This window comes from Pseudomonas sp. NFACC25, assembly GCF_900100935.1.
Classification (GTDB): domain Bacteria; phylum Pseudomonadota; class Gammaproteobacteria; order Pseudomonadales; family Pseudomonadaceae; genus Aquipseudomonas; species Aquipseudomonas marginalis.
Genome location: NZ_FMUC01000001.1, coordinates 484860 through 505396, shown reverse-complemented (window position 1 = coordinate 505396; position 20537 = coordinate 484860). Strand labels below are relative to the sequence as shown.

Annotated in this window: 18 protein-coding genes; 4 read left to right on the top strand and 14 right to left on the bottom strand. The window is 62.3% G+C overall.

Annotated features, from left to right (window positions below; genetic code table 11):
• Positions 1–8 precede the first annotated feature (8 nt).
• The 6 genes from BLQ09_RS31225 to minC form a co-directional block, all read right to left on the bottom strand.
• Complete coding sequence (locus BLQ09_RS31225) at positions 9–185, bottom strand: hypothetical protein (RefSeq protein ID WP_016970148.1); 177 nt, start codon at positions 183–185, stop codon at positions 9–11.
• A gap of 158 nt (positions 186–343) precedes the next feature.
• Positions 344–1633 carry a M18 family aminopeptidase gene (locus tag BLQ09_RS02455; protein WP_027603907.1) on the bottom strand — a complete coding sequence of 430 codons (1290 nt, stop codon included), beginning with the start codon at positions 1631–1633 and terminating at the stop codon, positions 344–346.
• A 116-nt stretch (positions 1634–1749) separates the two neighbouring features.
• Positions 1750–2385: an RluA family pseudouridine synthase gene (locus tag BLQ09_RS02450; RefSeq protein WP_027603908.1), complete on the bottom strand. Its 636-nt coding sequence runs from the start codon at positions 2383–2385 to the stop codon at positions 1750–1752.
• A 96-nt stretch (positions 2386–2481) separates the two neighbouring features.
• Positions 2482–2736 (bottom strand): cell division topological specificity factor MinE, encoded by a 255-nt coding sequence (gene minE, locus BLQ09_RS02445; protein WP_003175252.1) that lies wholly within the window; start codon positions 2734–2736, stop codon positions 2482–2484.
• 3 nt (positions 2737–2739) lie between these two features.
• A complete protein-coding gene (gene minD / locus BLQ09_RS02440; RefSeq protein WP_003175251.1) occupies positions 2740–3552 on the bottom strand; it encodes a septum site-determining protein MinD in 813 nt (270 codons plus the stop codon).
• A gap of 201 nt (positions 3553–3753) precedes the next feature.
• Complete coding sequence (gene minC, locus BLQ09_RS02435) at positions 3754–4491, bottom strand: septum site-determining protein MinC (RefSeq protein WP_027603909.1); 738 nt, start codon at positions 4489–4491, stop codon at positions 3754–3756.
• A gap of 119 nt (positions 4492–4610) precedes the next feature.
• Here minC and BLQ09_RS02430 point away from each other — a divergent pair, with 119 nt between their 5' ends.
• Both BLQ09_RS02430 and BLQ09_RS02425 read left to right on the top strand, forming a co-directional pair.
• A complete protein-coding gene (locus tag BLQ09_RS02430) occupies positions 4611–5546 on the top strand; it encodes a lipid A biosynthesis lauroyl acyltransferase (protein ID WP_092355134.1) in 936 nt (311 codons plus the stop codon).
• Between the two features lie 30 nt (positions 5547–5576).
• Positions 5577–6725, top strand: a complete 1149-nt coding sequence (locus BLQ09_RS02425) for a patatin-like phospholipase family protein (RefSeq protein WP_027603911.1) — start codon at positions 5577–5579, stop codon at positions 6723–6725.
• Positions 6726–6771: 46 nt separating this feature from the next.
• Here the strand turns inward: BLQ09_RS02425 and BLQ09_RS02420 are convergent, their stop codons facing one another.
• The 7 genes from BLQ09_RS02420 to puuE all read right to left on the bottom strand — a co-directional run bounded on the left by BLQ09_RS02420 (position 6772) and on the right by puuE (position 13805).
• Positions 6772–7557 (bottom strand): outer membrane protein OmpK, encoded by a 786-nt coding sequence (locus tag BLQ09_RS02420; RefSeq protein ID WP_027603912.1) that lies wholly within the window; start codon positions 7555–7557, stop codon positions 6772–6774.
• Between the two features lie 230 nt (positions 7558–7787).
• Complete coding sequence (locus tag BLQ09_RS02415) at positions 7788–9137, bottom strand: nucleobase:cation symporter-2 family protein (RefSeq protein WP_092355131.1); 1350 nt, start codon at positions 9135–9137, stop codon at positions 7788–7790.
• 115 nt (positions 9138–9252) lie between these two features.
• Positions 9253–10536, bottom strand: a complete 1284-nt coding sequence (locus BLQ09_RS02410; protein ID WP_027603914.1) for a urate hydroxylase PuuD — start codon at positions 10534–10536, stop codon at positions 9253–9255.
• 51 nt (positions 10537–10587) lie between these two features.
• Positions 10588–11091: an ureidoglycolate lyase gene (locus BLQ09_RS02405; RefSeq protein ID WP_027603915.1), complete on the bottom strand. Its 504-nt coding sequence runs from the start codon at positions 11089–11091 to the stop codon at positions 10588–10590.
• A 238-nt stretch (positions 11092–11329) separates the two neighbouring features.
• Positions 11330–12325, bottom strand: coding sequence for an allantoicase (gene alc, locus BLQ09_RS02400; RefSeq protein WP_027603916.1), 996 nt, complete (start codon positions 12323–12325; stop codon positions 11330–11332).
• A gap of 41 nt (positions 12326–12366) precedes the next feature.
• Positions 12367–12882 carry a 2-oxo-4-hydroxy-4-carboxy-5-ureidoimidazoline decarboxylase gene (gene uraD / locus BLQ09_RS02395; RefSeq protein ID WP_092355128.1) on the bottom strand — a complete coding sequence of 172 codons (516 nt, stop codon included), beginning with the start codon at positions 12880–12882 and terminating at the stop codon, positions 12367–12369.
• Positions 12879–13805 carry an allantoinase PuuE gene (puuE, locus tag BLQ09_RS02390; RefSeq protein ID WP_092355125.1) on the bottom strand — a complete coding sequence of 309 codons (927 nt, stop codon included), beginning with the start codon at positions 13803–13805 and terminating at the stop codon, positions 12879–12881. Before puuE ends, uraD begins: the two co-directional genes overlap by 4 nt.
• A gap of 379 nt (positions 13806–14184) precedes the next feature.
• On the opposite strand from puuE, the gene uraH reads away from it, so the two are divergent.
• The gene (gene uraH / locus BLQ09_RS02385) at positions 14185–14538 is read left to right on the top strand and encodes a hydroxyisourate hydrolase (RefSeq protein WP_092355122.1); all 354 of its coding nucleotides are present in this window, start codon (positions 14185–14187) and stop codon (positions 14536–14538) included.
• 152 nt (positions 14539–14690) lie between these two features.
• Positions 14691–19913, top strand: coding sequence for a dermonecrotic toxin domain-containing protein (locus BLQ09_RS02380; RefSeq protein ID WP_092355119.1), 5223 nt, complete (start codon positions 14691–14693; stop codon positions 19911–19913).
• Here the strand turns inward: BLQ09_RS02380 and BLQ09_RS02375 are convergent.
• Positions 19888–20529, bottom strand: a complete 642-nt coding sequence (locus BLQ09_RS02375; protein WP_092355116.1) for a LysE family translocator — start codon at positions 20527–20529, stop codon at positions 19888–19890. The genes BLQ09_RS02380 and BLQ09_RS02375 overlap by 26 nt on opposite strands.
• Positions 20530–20537: the final 8 nt, after the last annotated feature.

Here is a 20537-nt window from a genome sequence, read left to right as displayed (position 1 = left end):
TGCAAGCGTCATTCGGCCAGTTTGGCGAGGATCTTGTACACCACGGTGCCCAGGATCAGCAGCATGCCGACCCACATGCCGAACACGCCGAGGGGCTTGTCGCGGAAGTTGAAGCCGACGGCGAGCATGATCATGCCGATCAGGATAGGGATAAGCATGGCGTGGAAGGAGGACATGGAGATCATGGGGCGACGGCCTTGTCGGAGTGGGAATACTGACAAGTCTAGGTCGGATTGCAGGAAATGCAGGTGATGCAGATCAGGTGGACGTAAACCAAATGTGGGGGGCAAGTGCGAATCGTCGCACCGCCCCTCCCACATGTTGACGACATCCAGTCCTGGTCTTAGGGCAGGTCGTGGCTGGCGTAGAACGCGCCCAACACCTTCACCAGATGCGCCAGGTCATGGCTGCCGCACAGTTCACGAATGGAGTGCATGGCAAACGTCGGCAAACCGATATCCACCGTACGCACACCCAGGTGGCTGGCGGTGATCGGGCCGATGGTCGAGCCGCAGCCCATGTCGCTGCGCACCACGAAGCTCTGCACCGGCACTTCCTGGGCCATGCACAGGTGACGGAAGAACCCGGCGGTTTCGCTGTTGGTGGCGTAGCGCTGGTTGCTGTTGACCTTGATCACCGGGCCGGCATTGAGCTTGGGGCCGTGGTTGGCGTCGTGCTTATCGGCGTAGTTGGGGTGTACGCCGTGGGCATTGTCGGCCGACACCAGCAGGGATTTCTGAATGGTGCGTACGAATTCATCACCTTCAGGCAACAGGCGACGCAGGGTCTGTTCCAGCATCGGGCCGTCGGCACCGCAGGCCGAGCAGGAACCGACTTCCTCGTGGTCGTTGCACACCAGCACGCAGGTTTCGTCGCTCTCGCTGGTGAGCAGGGCTTGCAGGCCGGCGTAGCACGACAGCAGGTTATCGAGGCGTGCGCCGGCGATGAAGTCGCCGTTCAGGCCGATGACGGCGGCACTCTGGGTGTCGTAGAAGCTCAACTCGTAGTCGAGCACCACATCGGCGTTCAGCCCGTGCTCCCGTGCCAACTGCTCGGTGAGCACGGCACGGAAGTCCACGCGTTCATCACCGGCAAATTGCGCGAGGATCGGCGGCAATTCGGTCTGGGCATTGATCGCCCAGCCCTGGTTGGCTTCACGGTTCAGGTGAATGGCCAGGTTGGGGATGATAGCGATGGGCAGCTTGAAGTCGATCAGCTGGCTTTCGACCTTGCCGTCGCGACGGAAGGTGACGCGGCCGGCCAGGGACAGGTCGCGGTCGAACCACGGCGCCAGCAGCGCGCCGCCGTAGACTTCCACGCCGAGTTGCCAGAAGCCCTGGCGTTGCAGCTCAGGCTGGGGCTTGACCCGCAGGCACGGGCTGTCGGTATGGGCGCCGACCAGGCGAATCCCACCTTGCAACGGCGAATGGCGGCCGAGCTTGAAGGCGATGATCGAGGAATCGTTGCGGGTCACGTAGTAGCGACCGTTGGCTTCGGTGGCCCAGGTCTCGCGCTCGTCGAGGCGCTGGAAACCGGCCGCTTCCAGGCGCTGGGCCAGGGCGGCGGTGGCATGAAAAGGAGTAGGGGAGGCCTTGAGGAAGTCGATCAGGCCTTGATTCAACGCTTCGCGCATAAATAGCTCCAGACAGCAATGCGCGGAGTTTACCGTTCGAGGGCGAGAAGTGCACAGAACAAATGTGGGAGGGGGCAAGTCGCACCGCCCCTCCCACATGTACTGTATTTACAGCTTTAGAAGGGAGCCGGGCACTCAAAGCGCAAGCGCTCACCGCTTTGCGGGTGAGTGAAGCTCAGCATGCTCGCGTGCAGGCACAGGCGCGGCCAGGCAGCCAGGGCCTGTTCATGGGCATACAGGCCGTCACCGAGCAACGGATGCCCGATGGACAGCATATGCACGCGCAACTGGTGCGACCTTCCGGTAATCGGCGTCAGCTCGACGCGGCACCAGTCGCCACAGCGTTCCAGCACTTTCCAGAAGGTCAGCGCATGCTTGCCGAACTCGTGGTCCACCACATGGCGCGGTTTGGTCGGCGGGTCGTAGCGCAGGGGCAGGTCGATGCTGCCGCTGTCCAGTTCCGGCTGGCCCCAGGCCAGCGCGGTGTAGGCCTTTTCGGTTTCGCGGTCGTGAAACTGGCGGGACAGTTCGCGATGGGTATCGGCATCCCGGGCCAGCAGGATGATCCCCGAGGTTTCCCAGTCCAGGCGATGGACGATGCGGGCTTCGGGGTAGCCGTTTTCCTGCAGGCGGGTGATCAGGCAGTCCTTGTTGTCATCGGCGCGGCCGGGCACCGAGAGCAACAGGGTCGGCTTGTTCACCACCAGGACAGCGTCGTCCTGATGCAGGATATGAATAGTGGACAGCGGCATTAAACAGCCTCGCAACAAACGCCAACGGCGGCTCGACCACCCGGTTCCCGCGAAGGGATCAAGGTGACCGAGCCGCCGTGGCGGCCGCCTGTTCGATCAACGATCAGGCAGGGTGATATTGAGTTCCAGAATCGAGCAGCTGCCGTCATTTTCCAGGGCGACATGCACGTCATCGTTGCCGATATTGACGTACTTGCGGATCACCTCCACCAGCTCCTTCTGCAAGGCTGGCAGGTAATCCGGGGTACTGCGTTGGCCGCGTTCGTGCGCCACGATGATCTGTAGACGCTCTTTCGCGACCGACGCGGTGCTTGGCTTTTTGTTGGCGCGAAAGAAGTCGAGAAATTTCATTGTTTAGTTGCCTCCAAAGATACGCTCGAAGAATCCCTTCTTCTTAACATCGAGGAAGCGATGTTCCACGGTCTTGCCCAGCAAGCGATCAACCGCATCGCTGTACGCCTGGCCGGCGTCGCTCTGGTCGTCGAGAATCACCGGGACGCCCTGGTTGGAAGCCTTCAGCACGGCCTGGGATTCCGGGATCACACCCAGCAGGGTTACGGCGAGGATTTCCTTGACGTCTTCAACACCGAGCATTTCGCCGTTGCTGACGCGCTCAGGGTTGTAGCGGGTGAGCAGCAGGTGTTCCTTGATCGGGTCCTGGCCTTCCTCGGCGCGCTTGGACTTGCTGGCCAACAGGCCGAGCATGCGGTCCGAGTCACGTACCGAAGACACTTCCGGGTTGGTCACCACGATGGCTTCATCGGCGAAGTACATCGCCAGGTGAGCACCGGTTTCGATACCGGCCGGGGAGTCGCAGACCACGTACTCGAAGGTTTCCTTCAGTTCAGCGAGGACCTTGCCTACGCCTTCCTTGGTCAGCGCATCTTTGTCGCGCGTCTGGCTGGCGGCCAGTACATACAGGTTCTCAAGGCGCTTGTCCTTGATCAGGGCCTGTTGCAGGTTGGCTTCGCCGTTCACCACGTTGACGAAGTCGTACACCACGCGGCGTTCGCAGCCCATGATCAGGTCGAGGTTACGCAAACCGACGTCGAAGTCGACGATGACTGTCTTGTGGCCGCGCAGAGCGAGGCCGGTACCGATAGCGGCGCTGGTGGTGGTCTTACCCACACCACCCTTGCCGGATGTAACCACGAGAATCTTGGCCAAGGTGTTTCACCCCTAAGGAAAAAGGACTTTTCAGCCCCTGAAAAACATCTCTTGGAACTCGCCGCAGGCGGACAGCCTTTGTAGGAAAAAAGACGGGTTTTCGCAGGAAAAACGCCAACCTTCAAATGTTCCTACGCAAGTAATGCCAGTTTCGCTGTGCTATCAGAGTCTAGAGATGCTTGGAAAATGCGGCAGTATCCGTTAAAGACGGATGATGTTCAACACATCGCCCGACAGGCTGACCTGCACCGCGGCTCCCCACAGCGGATCGCGGCGCAAATCTTCCGAAACCTTGTACTGGCCCGCGATGGACACCAGCTCAGCGGTCAATTGCTGGCAAAAAATGCGCGCCTTGGTATCCCCCTTGATGCCGGCGAGGGCACGTCCGCGCATCGGGCCGTATACATGGATATTGCCATCGGCGAGAAGTTCCGCGCCGGGACTGACCGAAGAGATCACCACCAGGTCGCCGCCCTGGGCGTAAATCTGCTGTCCGCCGCGTACGGGCGTGGTGATTATCTTTGTAGGCTTGATCGTCGGTTCCGCTGGTTTTTCCGGTTTTTTCTGCACTTCGCCGACCAAAGGTTCCAGTGGACGCTCACGCGCGCCGGAGGGTGGCAGTACTGGCAGTTCAATGGCGATGGCGGCGGCAATGTCTTCGATGCGGCTGGCACGAATCGCCAGGGTTCGCAGGCCGTGGGAGCGGCACACGCGCATCAGGCCGGGCAGGTCGATGCTGCCCTGGCCGGCCGGCAGTTTGTCCAGGGCCAGTACCAGCGGGGCGTTGTTGAAGAAGTTCGGCGCCAGGGCGACCTTGGCGGCGAGCTGGCGGTCCAGGGCGTCGAGGTCGTTGCGGGCCAGTTCCAGCACGGTGATGGCGAGCATGCTGCCTTTCAGCTGGAACACGGGATCTTGGTCTAGCGGTTCGGTTTGGCTCATGGTCGGCAAAAAGCGGCTTGTCACGAAAAGTGTCGAGACTTATAACGAGAACACTCACTGGCCGCAAGCCGAGTCGAACCGTTGTAGAATGCGCGGCCCTGTCTTTCCCGGAATCTGTAATGGATCGCCCGCGTTTTCGAGCTGTATTTTTTCACCCGCGCTTTTGGCTGTTATGGCTGGGACTCGGCCTGCTGTGGCTGGTGACCCAACTGCCGTACCGTGCGCTGCTGACCATTGGTCGCCTGCTGGGTGCAGGCATGTACCATGTGGCCGGCGAACGTCGCCGCATCGCCGCCCGCAACCTGGAACTGTGCTTCCCGGAAAAATCCCCCGCAGAGCGCAAGAAGCTGCTCAAGGAAAACTTCGCCTCCACCGGCATCGCCTTCTTCGAAATGGCCATGAGCTGGTGGTGGTCGCGCCAGCGCCTGGCGCGCCTGGCCCATGTCGAAGGCCTGGAACACCTCAAGCAGGCCCAACTGGATGGCAAGGGCGTGATCCTCATGGCCCTGCACTTCACCACCCTGGAAATCGGCGCGGCCCTGCTGGGGCAGAAGCACACCATCGACGGCATGTACCGCGAGCACGGCAACCCGCTGTTCGACTATATCCAGCGCCGTGGCCGCGAGCGGCATAACCTCGACTCCCTGGCGGTCGAGCGCGAAGACGTGCGCGGCATGCTCAAGCTGCTGCGTGCCGGCCGCGCCATCTGGTATGCACCGGACCAGGACTACGGCGCCAAGCAAAGTATCTTCGTGCCGCTGTTCGGCATCCAGGCCGCCACCGTGCCTGCCACCAGCAAGTTCGCCAAGCTGGGCAAGGCGCTGGTGGTGCCGTTCACCCAGCAGCGCCTGGCGGACGGCAGCGGTTACCGCCTGGTGATCCACCCGCCGTTGACCGACTTCCCCGGCGAAAGCGATGAAGTCGACTGCCTGCGCATCAACCGGTGGGTGGAAGCCTCGGTGCGTGAATGTCCCGAGCAATACCTGTGGACCCACCGCCGCTTCAAGAGTCGGCCACCGGGCGAACCCAAGCTGTACGAAAAACGCCGTCGCTAAGACCGACTTTCCCCCACATGGAGTGATGCAATGCGCGCAGCTGAACCGGTTACAGGCTTGATTCTTTCAGGCGGCGGGGCGCGAGCGGCGTATCAGGTGGGGGTATTGGCGGCGATTGCCGAGCTGTTGCCGCCGGGGGCGCCCAATCCGTTTCCGGTGATCGTCGGCACGTCGGCCGGTGCGATCAATGCGGTGAGCCTGGCCAGCGGTGCGATGGACTTCACGGCGGCGATCCAGCGCCTGACTGCGTTCTGGCAGGGGTTTCGCAGCCACCTGGTATTGCGCAGCGATTGGCCGGGGGTGGTGCGCCAGGCGAGTCGCTTCTTTACCCACAGCTTGCTGGGGCTGGGCCGGCAGTTGCCGGTGGCGCTGCTCAACAGCTCGCCGCTGCGGGACTTGTTGCAGGACAAACTGCATTTGGCAGGTATCGACGAGGCCATCCGCCAACAGCACCTGCATGCGGTCGCCGTCACGGCCTTCGGCTATGAATCCGGGCAGGCGGTGACCTTCTATCAGGGCGGCGGCACCATCGACGCCTGGTTGCGCCATCGGCGTATCGGAGTGCCGACGCAACTGACCGTTGAACACCTGCTGGCCAGTTCGGCGATCCCCTTGCTGTTTGCCCCGGTGAAACTCGACCAGGAATACTTCGGTGACGGCGCGGTGCGCCAATCCGCCCCCATCAGCCCGGCGCTGCACCTGGGGGCGACCCGGGTGCTGGTGGTGGGTGTCAGCGGTAACCCGCGGGGCAATGAACCGATGGCGCAACGCACCTATACCGGCCAGGAGCCGACGTTGGCCCAGATCGGCGGGCATATGCTCAACAGCACGTTCATTGACAGCCTGGAAAGCGATATCGAACTGCTGGAGCGTCTGAACCAGTTCAGCCATCACCAGCCAGCCGACAGCGCGGCCCGTGGCCTGGCACCGGTGGAAGTGCTGGTCATTGCGCCAAGCCAGCCGATCGACGAAATCGCCGCAAGGCATCGGCAGGAATTGCCGGCGGCATTGCGTCTGTTCCTGCGTGGGCCGGGGGCGACCAAGACGAGCGGGGCAGGGGTGCTGAGTTACTTGCTGTTCGAGGCGGGGTATTGCAGCGAGTTGATTGAGTTGGGCAGGAAGGATGCGCTGGCCAAGCGTGAAGAGATCATGCGGTTCCTGGGCCTGCCGCCTATCTGAATGTGGGAGGGAGCAAGTCCCTCCCACATGTGTCTTGCAGTAGCTTTTAGAAGTGATACTTGACCAGGAAGCTCGCCGTGTCCTGGGTCGTCTTGAACGCGCCGGAATCCTCGATCCCGTACTTGTTCTTCCAGTAGTCGTATTCAAAGCCCACGTACAACTGCTTGTCGCCCCAATGCAGCGCCTTGCCCAAGTCGTATTTGACCTGCGGGTTGAAGTGCAGGTTGGCGTGGTAAGTGCCACGGGCGTTCTTGTCGTTGTCCACCACCCAATCCATGAAGCCGTCGATCAGGATATTCGAGTTGCCCACCGGCAGGGTGTACGACCATACCGGGGTGATCTGCCATACACCGTCGCCTGGGCGATTGCCTTCGGTCTGGCGCTGGTAGAAGTTCAGCTGGAAGTAGTCGAAGCCCGGGATGTTCAGGTCGAAGCCAGGGCCGAGCAGGTACGACTCGTTGTCGCCTTCGCCGAACTCATACGTGAAGGCCAGCAACACATCCTTGATCGGGCCGAAGGACAGGTCCTGGTCGAAAATCTTGCCGAACGACAGTCGCGGGCTGATCTCACCGTAATACGTGCTTGGGCCGACGTTGCCGTCTTCCTTGCCGTTGTAAAAGATGCGGTCGACGAAGACGAAGTTGTCGCCGTACTTCCAGGCATCGGCATGTTCGAACGTGACGGTTTGCTGGATCTGCGGGTTGACGGTAAAGCTCTTGCCCCACAGATACGTCAGGCTGTTGTTCTGCCACTGCAACAAGTCACCGGCCACGGCCTGGCCGCCGGCCAGCAGGGATCCCGCCAGCATCAGGCCTTTGAACAGAGGTTTCATTCGGTTGCTCCCGAGTTAAAGTTTTATGGTTTTTCTTCTACACAAGCGCTCTGGTGCGGCGCCTTTAGTGGTTACAAAAGTGGTCTGAATGGTCAGCTTTATTGCTACAGCAAGACCCGCGCCAAGGCGGTAAACAACCGTCGATTCAAGCGGGCGCGGAGAATACTGGCTCCCACGTCAGGGCTCAAGTGCGCCGTTACAGCGCGCACAGGGCGACAATGGGGCACGTGTCAGGTATGGGCGGGGTCGACTACGGGGCGTTCGGCCCCGCCGAGAATGTTGAACAGGATATTCAGCGACAGTGCGCTGAGGGTCGCCATGGCGATGCCGCTGTGGGTGATCGGGCTCATCCACACGGGCAACTGTGCGAAGAACTCCGGGCGCACCACGGGGATCAGGCCCATGCCGATGCTCACCGCCACCAGCAACTGGTTGCGACGGTCGGCGATATCGGCCTCCTGGAGGATCTTGATGCCGGTGGCCGCCACCATGCCGAACATGGCGATCGCCGCCCCGCCGAGCACCGCCGGGGGAATCGACGCCACCAGGTACGCGGCCTTGGGCAACAGGCTGAGCACAATCAGGAAGGCACCGGCCATCATCGTCACCGAGCGGCAGCGCACGCCGGTCATCTGCACCAGGCCGATGTTCTGCGCGAAGGAGGAATGGGTGAAGGTGTTGAAGAAACCGGCGAAGAACGACGCACCGGCATCACACAGCAAGCCACGGCGCAGCATTTTCGGCGTGACGTCCTGGCCGGTGATCTTGCCCAGCGCCAGGAACATTCCGGTGGATTCGACGAAGATAATCACCACCACCAGGCACATCGACAGGATCGGCGCCAGTTCGAACCTGGGCATGCCGAAGTGCAGCGGCGTCACCACTTGCACCCACGGCGCCTGGGCCAGGCCGCTGAGGTCAACCATGCCGATGGCCCCGCACAGGGCGTAACCCAGGCCCATGCCGATCAGCACCGAGATATTCACCCAGAAGCCGCGCATGAAGCGGTTGATCAGCAGGATGGTCGCCAGTACCAGGGCGGCAATCGCCAGGTAAATCGGTGAGCCGAAGGTGGCCGCTGCGCTGCCGCCACCGGCCCAGTTCACGGCCACGGGGAACAGCGACAGGCCGATGGCCGTGATCACGGTGCCGGTCACCAGCGGCGGAAAAAAGCGTACGACCTTGGACATGAACGGTGCGATCAGCATGCCGAAGAACCCGGCGGCGATGGTAGCGCCGAAGATGCCCTGCAAGCCGATACCGGGCATGCCGGCCATGGCGACCATGCTGCCCACAGCGGCGAAACTGGCGCCCATCATCACCGGCATACGGATGCCCACCGGGCCGATGCCGAATGACTGCACCAGGGTGGCGATGCCGGCTACCAGCAGGTCGGCGTTGATCAGAAAGGCGATTTCTTCACGGCTCAGGCCGGCGGCCTGGCCAATGATCAGGGGGACGGCGACGGCGCCGCCGTACATCAGCAAGACGTGTTGCAGGCCTACCAGAATCAGTTGCAAGAGGGGCAGCCGCACCATGGCGGGTGCGGCAGGAATCTGCGGTTCGACTAACTCGGTCATGCAACACCTCGGATCTTTTTTATTTTTGTGTTGTGTGGAACGCAATCTTCAAAACACTGCAGGTCCAAATGTGGGAGGGGGCAAGCCCCTCCCACATTGGAACTATGTGAATCTGTTAGTTGGTACGCGCCCCCTGATTGATCCACGTGCCAATCAAATCCCTCTCCTGCTGGGTCATCTGGGTGATGTTGCCCAACGGCATGATCTGGCTTGCCACGGCCTGCGCCTGGATACGTGCCGCCTGTTGCTGGATCTGCGCCGGTGTATCGAACATCACGCCGGCCGGGGCGGTGCTGAACAGCGGGCTGGTGGGTTTGGCCGAATGGCACACGGCGCAACGCTCCTGGATCACCCCGTGGACCTTGTCGAAATCAATCGTCGCCTGGGCAGGCGCAGGTGCGGCGGCCGGAGCTGCCGGCGCGGCGGGTTTCAAGCCACCGCCCAATGCGGTTTCCGGCAACGGTTGGTACTCAATGGCCGCCGGTGCCTTGGCGACTTCCGCCACCGGCTTGGGCCCGGTCACATACGCCAGGCAAATCATGGCCAACGCACCCACGGGCAAGGTCCACGCATACTTCTGGCTGTTATGCCGCGTGTTGAAGTAGTGCCGCACCAGCACCGCCGCCACCGCGATCCCGGCCAGGATCAGCCAGTTGTATTGGCTGCCGTAGGTGCTCGGGAAGTGGTTGCTGATCATGATGAACAGCACCGGCAGGGTGAAGTAGTTGTTGTGCCGTGAGCGCAGCAGACCCTTGGCCGGCAGGGCCGGATCGGGCGTGCGGTGCTCGGCGATCGCCGCCACCAACGCGCGCTGCGCCGGCATGATGATGCGGAACACGTTACCGACCATGATGGTGCCGATCACCGCGCCCACGTGCAGGTACGCACCACGGCCGCTGAACACTTTGCTGAAGCCGTACGCGGCGGCAATCAACAGCACGAACAGGATCAAGCCGAGCAGGGCAGGGCGTTTGCCCAGGGCCGAGTCGCAGAGGAAGGAGTAGATGAACCAGCCGGCGAACAGTGAGCCGATGCCCAGCAAGACGCCTTCGCCGCCACTGAGGCTGCTGCCGGGGGCGAGCAGGTAGAGCGTCGGGTTGAGGTAGAACACCACGCACAGCAGCGCGACGCCCGACATCCAGGTGAAATAGGCTTCCCATTTGAACCAGTGCAGGTTGTCCGGCATGGTCGGCGGGGCCAGTTTGTATTTTTCCAGGTGGTAGATACCGCCACCGTGGATCGCCCACAAGTCACCGGACAGGCCGTCCTTGGGGTTGACGCGGTTGAGGTTGTTTTCCAGCCAGACGAAGTAGAACGAAGCGCCGATCCAGGCGACGCCAGTGATCATGTGAACCCAGCGCACGCTGAGGTTCAGCCATTCCAACAGATGTGCTTCCACAGTCTTTACCTCTCGCCTGTCACCCTTGTTGTCGGGTGATCCGGCCTTCTCTTATTGGTGGGGGGCGAGGATCAACCGCTCATCCTCTTTGAAAAAATGCTCATCGCAGTTATTGCCTGTGCCACTGCGATCAACCACCAGGAAGTCATCCCGCTTTTCGATCGTCAGCACCGGGTGGTGCCAGACGCCGCGATGGTAATTGATGCCCTGCCTGCCGTTGGTGACGAAGGCGCGGACCAAGCCTGATACAGGTGCATCGCCAAGTGGCGCGACCACGATCAGAAAGGGGTTGCCGAGCAGCGGAATGAAGGCCTGGCTGCCCAGCGGGTGTCTCTCCAGCATGCACACGGTCAACGGCATATCCAGCGCGTCGGCGCGGAAGATGCTGATGATCGCGTTGTCTTCAGGCTGTGCGGTTTCTACCGTTGCCAGCTTGTGAAAGCGCATGGTCGACCCGTTGTTGATCATGAAGTGATCGCTGCCGTCGGTTTCGATAACGTCTCCGAAAGGGGCGAAGGCTTCTTTGGTCAGGGGTTCGATCATCAGTGTGCGCATGGCTGTCTTCTTATCCGAGTTCTGTGTTGTTAAAACTATTTTGTGTGTGGCAATGAGCTTATGTGGTGAGCGGGCTTGCCCGCGCTGGGCTGCGAAGCGGCCCCAACAAGATCACTGCGTTTCTTCTGTGAAAACGCGGTGTCTGCTTCCAGGGTCGCTTCGCGCCCCAACGCGGGCGGTGCGACGATTCGACAAGCCCGCTCACCACAACAAGCTCTTTTGCCACAGGATTCAGCGTTTACCTGGAGACTTTACCCAGCACACGCAGGCGACTCACACCGCCATCCGGGAACACGTTCAGGCGGATATGGGTGATCGGCCCCAGCGCCTTGATCTGCTCGGCGAAGGTGTGTTCGGCGTGCATTTCCAGTTTCTGTGCCGGCAGCAGTTCGCGCCAGAACAGCGACTGGGTTTCGATCTGGCTGTCGGTGCCGCCCTTCACGAAGGCGCCCTGGATCGAGCAGGTGTCCGGGTAGTTGCCCTTGAAGTGCAGGGTGTCGACGATGATCTTCTCGATTTCGCCGGGGTGGCCCAGGGCGACGATCACCCAGTCATTGCCTGGCGTGCGACGGCGGGCGGTTTCCCAGCCATCGCCCATGTTGACGCCACGGCCTGGGTTGAGAATGTTGCTCATGCGCCCGAAGTGTTCATCGGAACACGCCAGTGCGCGACCACCGTTCAATGCGGCAGCCAGGTCGATCTGTTCGTTGTCGCCCACTGCCGACCAGTCGCGGAACGGCACGCCGTACACACGCAGACGGGCCACGCCGCCATCCGGGTAGATGTTGAAACGCAGGTGGCTGAACGCCTGGTCGTTGCTGATCTCGTGGTAGTGGTGGCTGTTGCCTTGCAGCTCGACGGCCGACAGGACTTCTACCCACTGGGTGTTGTCGTCAGGCTCGCCCGAGGCCAGGAAGCAGGCTTCCAGGGAGGCCGACGGCGGGTAGTTGCCGGTGAAGAATGACGTGTCGATGTCCACGCCCTTGATCGAGCCCGGTACGCCCAGGCGGATCACTGCGCTGTCGTAGCCTTCGAAGCGCTTGCGGCGTGACTCCCAGCCGTCCATCCACTTGCCGTTGTCATCGAAAACGCCCTCCTTCCACACGGCCGGGGTCGGCTGGAACAGGCGGTTGGCGTCGGCGAACCAGTCATCTGTCACGGAGATGATCTTGGTGCCCAGGCGGGCGTCGGCCAGGTTGACGAACTTTTCGAAAGGTACGGCGTAAGCTTTCATTCTTCTTGTCTGCCTTAAATTGAGTGGCTGGGGATGGTCGTTTAGAGGGTCAGTAAACGGAACAACGCGATCTTGTTGATCTCGTCCAGCGCGCACTTGAACTCGGCATCCACCGAGTTGTGAATGCGGGTTTCGAACGCGGCGAGAATCTGGTGCCGGTTGCTGCCTTTTACCGCCATGATGAAGGGAAACTTGAACTTGGCCTTGTAGGCATCGTTCAGCTCGGTGAAGCGTGAGAACTCTTCGGCCGTGCAGTGGTGAATCCCCGCGCCAGCTTGCTCATCGGTGCTGGCTTGGGTGAGTTGGCCCTGGACGGCCGCTTTGCCGGCCAGGTCCGGGTGAGCGTTGATCAACGCCAGCTGACTGGCGTGATCGGCGCTCAACAGGATGTCGCTCATGCGCTGGTGCAGGGTTTCGATCTGGTCGATCGAGGCGTCCTGGCCCAGGTCGAAGGCCTTTTCGGCCACCCATGGCGAGTGTTCGTAGATGTCGGCGAAGGCCTGGACGAAGGCGTCACGGCTCAAGGTCGAAGGTTTCAAGGTCTGGAAAGCGGTCATTTTGCCGCTCCCTGAAAAGGGTGTACGTCATGCCAGTGGCGGGCGATGTCGACGCGGCGGGTGAACCACACCTGGTCATGGCCCTTGGCGTATTCGATAAAGCGCTTGAGGGCGGCCAGGCGCGCCGGGCGGCCGATCAGGCGGCAATGCAGGCCGATCGACAGCATCTTCGGTGCCTCGGCGCCTTCGGCATACAGCACGTCGAACGCGTCTTTCAGGTACTCGAAAAAGTCATCGCCCTTGTTGAAACCCTGCACCTGGGTGAAGCGCATATCGTTGGTGTCCAGGGTGTAGGGGATCACCAGGTGCGGCTTGCCGGTGGGGGTGTTGGGTTCCCAGTAGGGCAGGTCGTCGTCGTAGGTGTCGCAGTCGTACAGGAAGCCGCCTTCCTCCATCACCAGCCGCCGCGTGTTGGGGCCGGTGCGCCCGGTGTACCAGCCCAACGGGCGTTCGCCGGTCAGTTCGGTGAGGATGCGGATGGCTTCGAGCATATGCTCGCGCTCCTGGGCCTCGTCCATGTATTGGTAGTCGATCCAGCGGTAGCCGTGGCTGCAGATCTCGTGGCCGGCGTCGACCATGGCGCGGATCACATCCGGGTGACGCTGGGCAGCCATGGCCACGGCGAAGATGGTCAAAGGAATGTCGAATTCCTTGAACAACTTGAGGATGCGCCACACGCCGGCCCGGCTGCCGTATTCGTACAGCGACTCCATGCTCATGTTGCGCTCACCCTGCAGCGGCTGGGCCGAGACCATTTCCGAAAGGAAGGCTTCGGACTCTTTGTCACCGTGCAGAATGTTGCGCTCGCCGCCTTCTTCGTAGTTGAGTACGAACGACAAGGCGATGCGTGCCTTGCCCGGCCAGTGGGGGTGAGGAGGGTTACTGCCGTAACCGATCAGGTCGCGTGGGTAGTCAGCGCTCACTGCAGTCTTCCTTCTTGTTCGTGGTAGCAAGTGTGTGGCGGCCAGCGGAAAGACTGGGTGGCGTCACAGCGATGGGCTGATTGTATACAACTTAATGGTCACTTTGTAAGCCTGTATTTCCGCATTTTTTCCGTGGAGTTGCCGCCGTTCAGCACTGCAAGAAACTTGCCCGATTGGTCAGTAAACGGACAAAAGGTCTTTTAAAAGCAAGGCTTGCTGGGAAATCCCGTTGAGGATCGAGGCGTCGCAGCCTGTGCGAAACTTTGTGGTTTTTATTGTGTACAATTTTTATTAAAAGTGTCTTAATCGGCCTATCAGCGGCTTTTTGATGCCCCGTAAAGGTGCAGCCTATTTCACTTCATGCAAGGGAGCCCGCCCCATGGGACGACTGACGACACACGTACTCGACGCAGCCCACGGCTGCCCCGGCAGCGCCATCCAGGTTGAGCTGTACCGCGTCGACGGCGCGCAGCTGGAACTGGTCGCCACTGCGCTGACCAACAGCGATGGCCGCTGCGACGCGCCGTTACTGCAAGGTGATGACTACCGCAGCGGTGTCTACCAATTGCAATTCAGCGCCGGCGATTACTACCGCGCCCGCAGTGTGCAATTACCGGAGCCGGCCTTCCTGGATGTGGTGGTATTGCGCTTCGGCATCAGCGCCGAACAGGATCACTACCATGTGCCCCTGCTGATTTCGCCCTACAGCTACTCCACCTATCGCGGTAGCTGAGTCGTCACCTGGTTACACCCCCAAGCTCTTCGTTGGTTTTTCGCCCGCCCACACTGCGGGCTTTTTTTTGTGCGCGGCACCCGTCAATTATCTAGCGCCCCCTGGGCGTTTGCGCTGCATAGGCTAGGGCTTTCCTCGACGAAGATACCGCCGTGACTTCACCTACCGATCCCGATATGGCTGACGACGATGCGTTGCAGGCCATGCGTCGCCAACTGACCCGGTCCATCAACCGCAGCCCCCATCCCAGCCTGTTGATCAATTGGCTGGCCATTGCCGACCTGCGCTGCTCCCAGTCGGTCAAACACCAGTCTCGCCTGATCCTGCATGCGCCCAAGGTGCTGCGGGTGATTCGCGCCGAGCTGCGCAAGGCCTTTGACCTGGACCCGGACGGCCTGCTCTTCACCGAACCCAAGCCGCCGGCAGCCGCGCAGCAGGTCGACAGTCTGACCGACCGTGCGTTACGGCTGATGGTGTTGCCTGCAGTGCCGATCAACCTCAATCAGTTCACCGCTGTCAGCCTCAAGGCCGAACCGGCACGCCAGCTGCCGTTTACGCCGCTGGAGGCGTTGCGCCGGGTGATTGCGCTCAACCTTTCGGCTCGACTTGCCCAGGTGCACAGCGCCTATTGGCAGGCGCTGGTGCCGGGTTCCTGGCTGACGCGCCAGGAGCGCTGGGCGGTTTTGCACAAGCAGCAGTTCGCCGACCAGGCCTTTGTGGCGCGGCAGTTGGACGAGCTGTCGGAGGGGGCGATGGGCATGCTCCAGGCGCTGGCGGACGCTCCGACGGCCGAGGCGCGCCGACGCGCCGGTGAGCCATGGGCCAGCGTCAAGGCCAGTGAGTTGATGTGGCCGGGCGTGGGGCCGCGGCTGATGCCGATCCCCGGCGCCCTGCATATTTATCGCGAGGGCGACCCGGCGGGCGGGCCGCACGTGATGTACCTGCCGGGTGCCCGCCGCAACTACTACGAATATCCGTCGTTCGCCCACTTGCAGTGTGGCCTGGTGGCACTGATCAATGGCGCCTCGTTCGACGACCTCTGGCAGTGCCTGCCGCTGCGGCGCCGGCATGAGGTGTGCCGGCCCGAAGACGCGGCGGCGGCGCCCGGACGCGGTGTGGCATTGAGGGGCGATGCGCTGGCATACAGCGCGCAGGCGGTGCTGGAGGGGCAATGGGAAAACGAGTTGGCCTGTGGGATGTCGATCAACCTTGCGCAGGTGTTTTCCGCCAGGCGCGAGCCGCTGGAGATGAATGCCGCGCGACTGCTCGCCTATATCGAACGCGCGCGCCGACACTGGGTGGGCAAGGCACGCCTGGGCAGCCTTCGCCGGACGTTGCAGGACTGGGATCAGCATCGACGGCGCAAGGAAATCCTGTTCGCCAGCACCGCCGCGCACCTGCCCGTGAACACGGCGCTGCAACAGCTCAAACGGTATGAAAAAGGCCTGATGGCATTGCTCGACCCGCAGGACGTCGGGGCGGATACCCAGGCCTTTGACGATTTCGTCGTGTTGGAGCAGCGGCGCAAGGTGCACGCGGACACCCTGCACACGCTGCTGCACGGCGCGCAATTGCAGCTGTTCGACCCTGCCTTCTGGAAGGCGCGCCCCACCGGTCAAGCCAGGCGCCTGAACGCGCTCATCGACGGGTGGAGTGATGTGCTGCGCGCCGACATCTTCTTGCTGCATCGGCTGCAATTGATCCGCGCAGTCCATCGCGACCTGCTGGTGGATGTGCTGGATACGCCGCTGGCCAGCAAGCGCGCCGGCAGTGATACCCGCGTGCTGTCCGTGCTGGTGGGCAGCGCCGACGCCTTTGAGCCTCTGCACAGCGTGTTTGCGGTGACCCGCACCACGGCGCTCAACGATCCGCAGCGCCGGGTGCCGGTGGTGCTGTGCGCGTTGGGGCGCGAGGGTGGCGTGGCGACGTTTGCCAGCCTCGAAGCCTTGTCCCTGGGCATCGAGGCCAGCCTCGACAGCCGTGATGGGTCTGTGTTGTGGCGCTACATCGAGCGGCCGCAGCGCAACGCCCTACGTGAACAGGTGGCCAATCAAACCCTGGCGGTGCGCTATGAGGTCAGCGAGGGTAATCCTGTGTTGCTTGCGCTCAAAAGGCTGATGAAGGGGTACCTGCGCCAGCAGCGCGGGTTTGATGGCAGCGCGAATATTTTCAGTGAAACCCGGGATGTCCAATTGACTCGCTCTCTGTTGGCCGTCGAGTTGGAGAAGCACCTCGACGCGCCGGTCAGCGATGCCCTTATTCAAGCACGGGCCCAGGTCGATCTGGTGCGCAAGGCGGCGAGTGCCAAACACAGATTGCCGAGTTGGCTGGCCGAGGCGACGGTGGCGCAACGCAACCGTTTCAAGTACCTGCAGAGCCGCTACCTGGGCAGCGTCCTGGCCTATGAAGAGCGCCTCGGGCAGCGTTTGCCGGATCTGCACAGCTTCGCCCGCCGCCTTTTGATTGCGCGCTTGCGTGAGGACGGCCTGCCGCCGCAACTGGACATCGACACTCCGTTTATCGAAATGCCCGACCGGGTCGATGGCCGCTTCTGCGGTTGGGAAAGCGGCTGTACGGTCGGCGATCGCAAGGAAGTCCTCGCGCCCAGTACTGAGCGTTCGCGCTTGAGCCTGCTGCAACTGGCACTGCACAACCTCGACCCGCAGATGATGTCCACCTGGTGGCGCTTCCGTTATGCCCATTACCTGCAACCGGCCTGGCGGCAGCAACTGAGCCCGCGTTACCTGATCGGCATGGTGTCCTCGCTGGATATTGGCGGGCGCTACGAAGCCTTGATCAATCGTGCGTTTTATCCCCCCGATGCCGCTGCGCACCGGCTGAGCGACGCACGTGTCCCGGAGCTGCTCAGGCGGGCCTTGCAGGCGGGTATCGAGGCGGATCTCCATTCGGCGATTCAGCAGGGGCTGACCCCGAGTGCCCAACGTTTTTTCAACACGGCAATGGCGGCCCGTATGCCTGCGGATTTGCTTGCACACGGCGATCAGTTGCAACTGCACGTGGCGCATCTGGTGGGCCATACCCTGCAGCACGATCGCTATATCGCCGGCATCCTGCTGATTCACGACCTGTTGTCGCAACGCTGCGTGGTCTATTGGCCCAGTGCGCCGGATGCGCGGCACATTCATGAGTACGCCAGCCTGCAAGAGGCCCATGAGCACTTCAATCGTGTCGGGGCGTTGCCCGATTACGTCAGCGCCCTGGCCCGGCATGTTGCGCCGGGCTGGGCGTTTGAAGCCATCGTCCATCACCCGGGCCCGGTGCACGCGCAAGCCGGTTTTTTTCAGCCGAGTAATCTGCTGCCGGGCGCGATCATGCTGCAGGGGCTCTGGCGCGCGGCTGATTTCGTTCGCTCATTCAATATCAAGCACCTGGTGCCCGCGGCGCGTGTCGAGGAGATTGAACAGCAACTGCTTGAGCAAATCGCCAGTGACCCGCTGAACTGGCTGGCCTGGGTCCCGACGTCCCACGCCGATGCCCAGGCCCTGTTGTACCGGGCGCGGGTGCTTGAGTTGCACCGCCAGGCCCAGGCGCACAGTCAGTCCGGCCAGGCGCTGCAGCGCTACCGCGAACAGCGCCTGGAGGCGCAACGTGACACGCGTCGGCGGGCGTTGCTGTCGGTGGTGGTGCCGTTTTTCAGCTTGGGTAACCAGCTGTACGAGTTGCTGCTCACCTCGCGGCGCTATCACCGCTATGGTGATGCGCGGGATGCGGTGGATGTGGCGTTTGGCACGGTGTTTTTGACGATAGACCTGTTACTGACGTTTTTCCCCGGCCCCAAGCTGAAGCCGGGCACTGTGGCGAACCCGGCGGTCCGTTCCATGGGCGCCGGCTTGAATCGTATCCACCGCGCGAGCGTCTCGACGTTGGGCCGGGTCGCCCCATTGGAGCCGTCGCCATCGAGGGGCGCGCGCTTCAATCCCCTGGAGCGTTTCAAAACCCAGGGTGCGCCGCAGGAGGCCGTGGCGTTGAAGGGGCCGGGCGAAAAAGGCATCTACGTCAAACACGGCGAGTACTTCATGGTGGACGACACGCACCACTACCCGGTTTACCGACGTGGCGACGAAGCGTATTTCCGCCTGAAGAACCGGCAGGCGCCGGGCACCGATGAGTTGATCCTGACGGTCCATGAGCCCCGGGAGTGGCTGCTGGGGGCGGATGCACCCGTGGCCGGGCCGAGTTCGGCCACGCTCACCCCGTGGCCGGCACCTGCCCGAGCACCAGGCTGGCGACCGCCCACTGCACCGATGGCCACCCACAACCGTATTCTTCAGTCCTCCGCGCCGGCGGACTACTGGTTCAGTTGGCGTACCCAGGTGCCTGAAGCCCAGGCGACGAGTACACCGGCTTCCGGGGTGTTTCACGTGCATCTGGAACCGCCCGGTTTTCCCTACGACGCTATTTACATCGGCTCCAGGTATGACACCGCGACGCAATCGGGCGTTGGTTATTACCGGTTGCTTCACCAGGGGGATCACGCGCCGTTAAGCACGCTCGGCTTTATTGCCAGGAACGAGCCGCTGGTTTCAAAGGCCCAGGTGGATATCGAGCGCTGGACCGGCGGCGCGCTGCAGGAGCAGCCGATTCCGGTGTCGCGCCTGCCATCGGGGGAGTGGCAATTGCACGCGCCGTTGTTCGACGGGCCGCTGGAGCCACAGGTGGGCAGGGCGTTCCCGGGCATTACGCGGCAAAGCCAGGCGTCTGCGATTGCCAGGGTGATTGAGTTGGCCGATTCCTCGCGCTCGGTCACGGCCAGCCATTTGCTCAACCTGCGGGCCACCCTGGACAACTGGTTGACCCCCAACCCTGTGAGGTTGGGCCAGACCGATGATTTGCTGAACCTGCTGCGGCCCACGCCAACGCGGGGCGCCAATCTGTTCATTGGCTACGAAGGCAAGGCGCCGGGTTTCACCCGTGTCGATTTCAGTTCGCCGGTCGCCGTGGCGCCGCGACTCAAGGCCGGTGGTGCGCAGGTCTCCGAAGCACGCAAAACCCTGCAGCGGGAGGCCGTCAGGGCTGTACTGGAGCAGCAGGGCTTCCGCCTTCACGAATGGCGTGTGCGGCGCGGCAAGATCCTCGTGCCTGAGCTGGTTGCCACCCATCCCCATTCGAACAACCTGTACTACGTGACCTATCAGTGGTTCGAGCGCGGTTCGGTGGCGTTGAACAAGCGGCTCACTGACCGCTGGCTCCAGGCAGCCATCCGTTCGCACCGGGATTCCGTCCTCGCCGCCACGGTCAGCGGGGCGATGGAGGAACAGCGCCTGGTTCGGATCGTCGCAGGCATCCAGTGGCCGGTGCTGGGGAACCTGGCGCCCAGCGTTTACTTCGTCAAACTGAGCCCACCCGTGCCTTGAGCAGCGAGGCAACGCCGGCGCAGCCGAACAGCGCGGCGCTGACGCGGTTGAACCAGTGTTGGCCGCTGCCGCTGCGCAGGTAGCGCGCAGCGCCATGGGCGCCGAGGCCGTAGGCGAGTTTGCACAGCAGGTCGAGGAGCGTCCAGGTGGCGATCATGATCAGCAATTGCGGCAGGAACGGCTGCTGGCTGCTGAGGAACTGCGGCAGGAAGGCGGCGAAAAACAGGATGTCCTTGGGGTTGCTGGCCCCCAGCACGAAGGCGCGGCCGAACAGTGCGCGAAAACGCGGCACCGGCGCCGCCTCCGGGACGGTCGCGCCGTGGGACGGCTGGCGCGATTGCTGCCAGCTCTGCGAGGCGAGGTAGAACAGGTAGAGCGCGCCGACGATCTTCAACGCGCTGAAGAGTTGTTCCGAAGCCAGCAGCAAGGCGCCCAGGCCCAGGGCCGACGCGCTCAACAGGCAGATCGAGGCAATCACCCCACCGAGAAATGCCGGGTACGAGCGGCGCAGGCCGTAGTTCAGGCTGTTGCTGATCATCAGCAACGACAGCGGCCCCGGGATCAGGATCACCACCAGCGCAGCGCCGCTGAACAGCAGCCAGGTTTCCAGACTCATTGCATGCT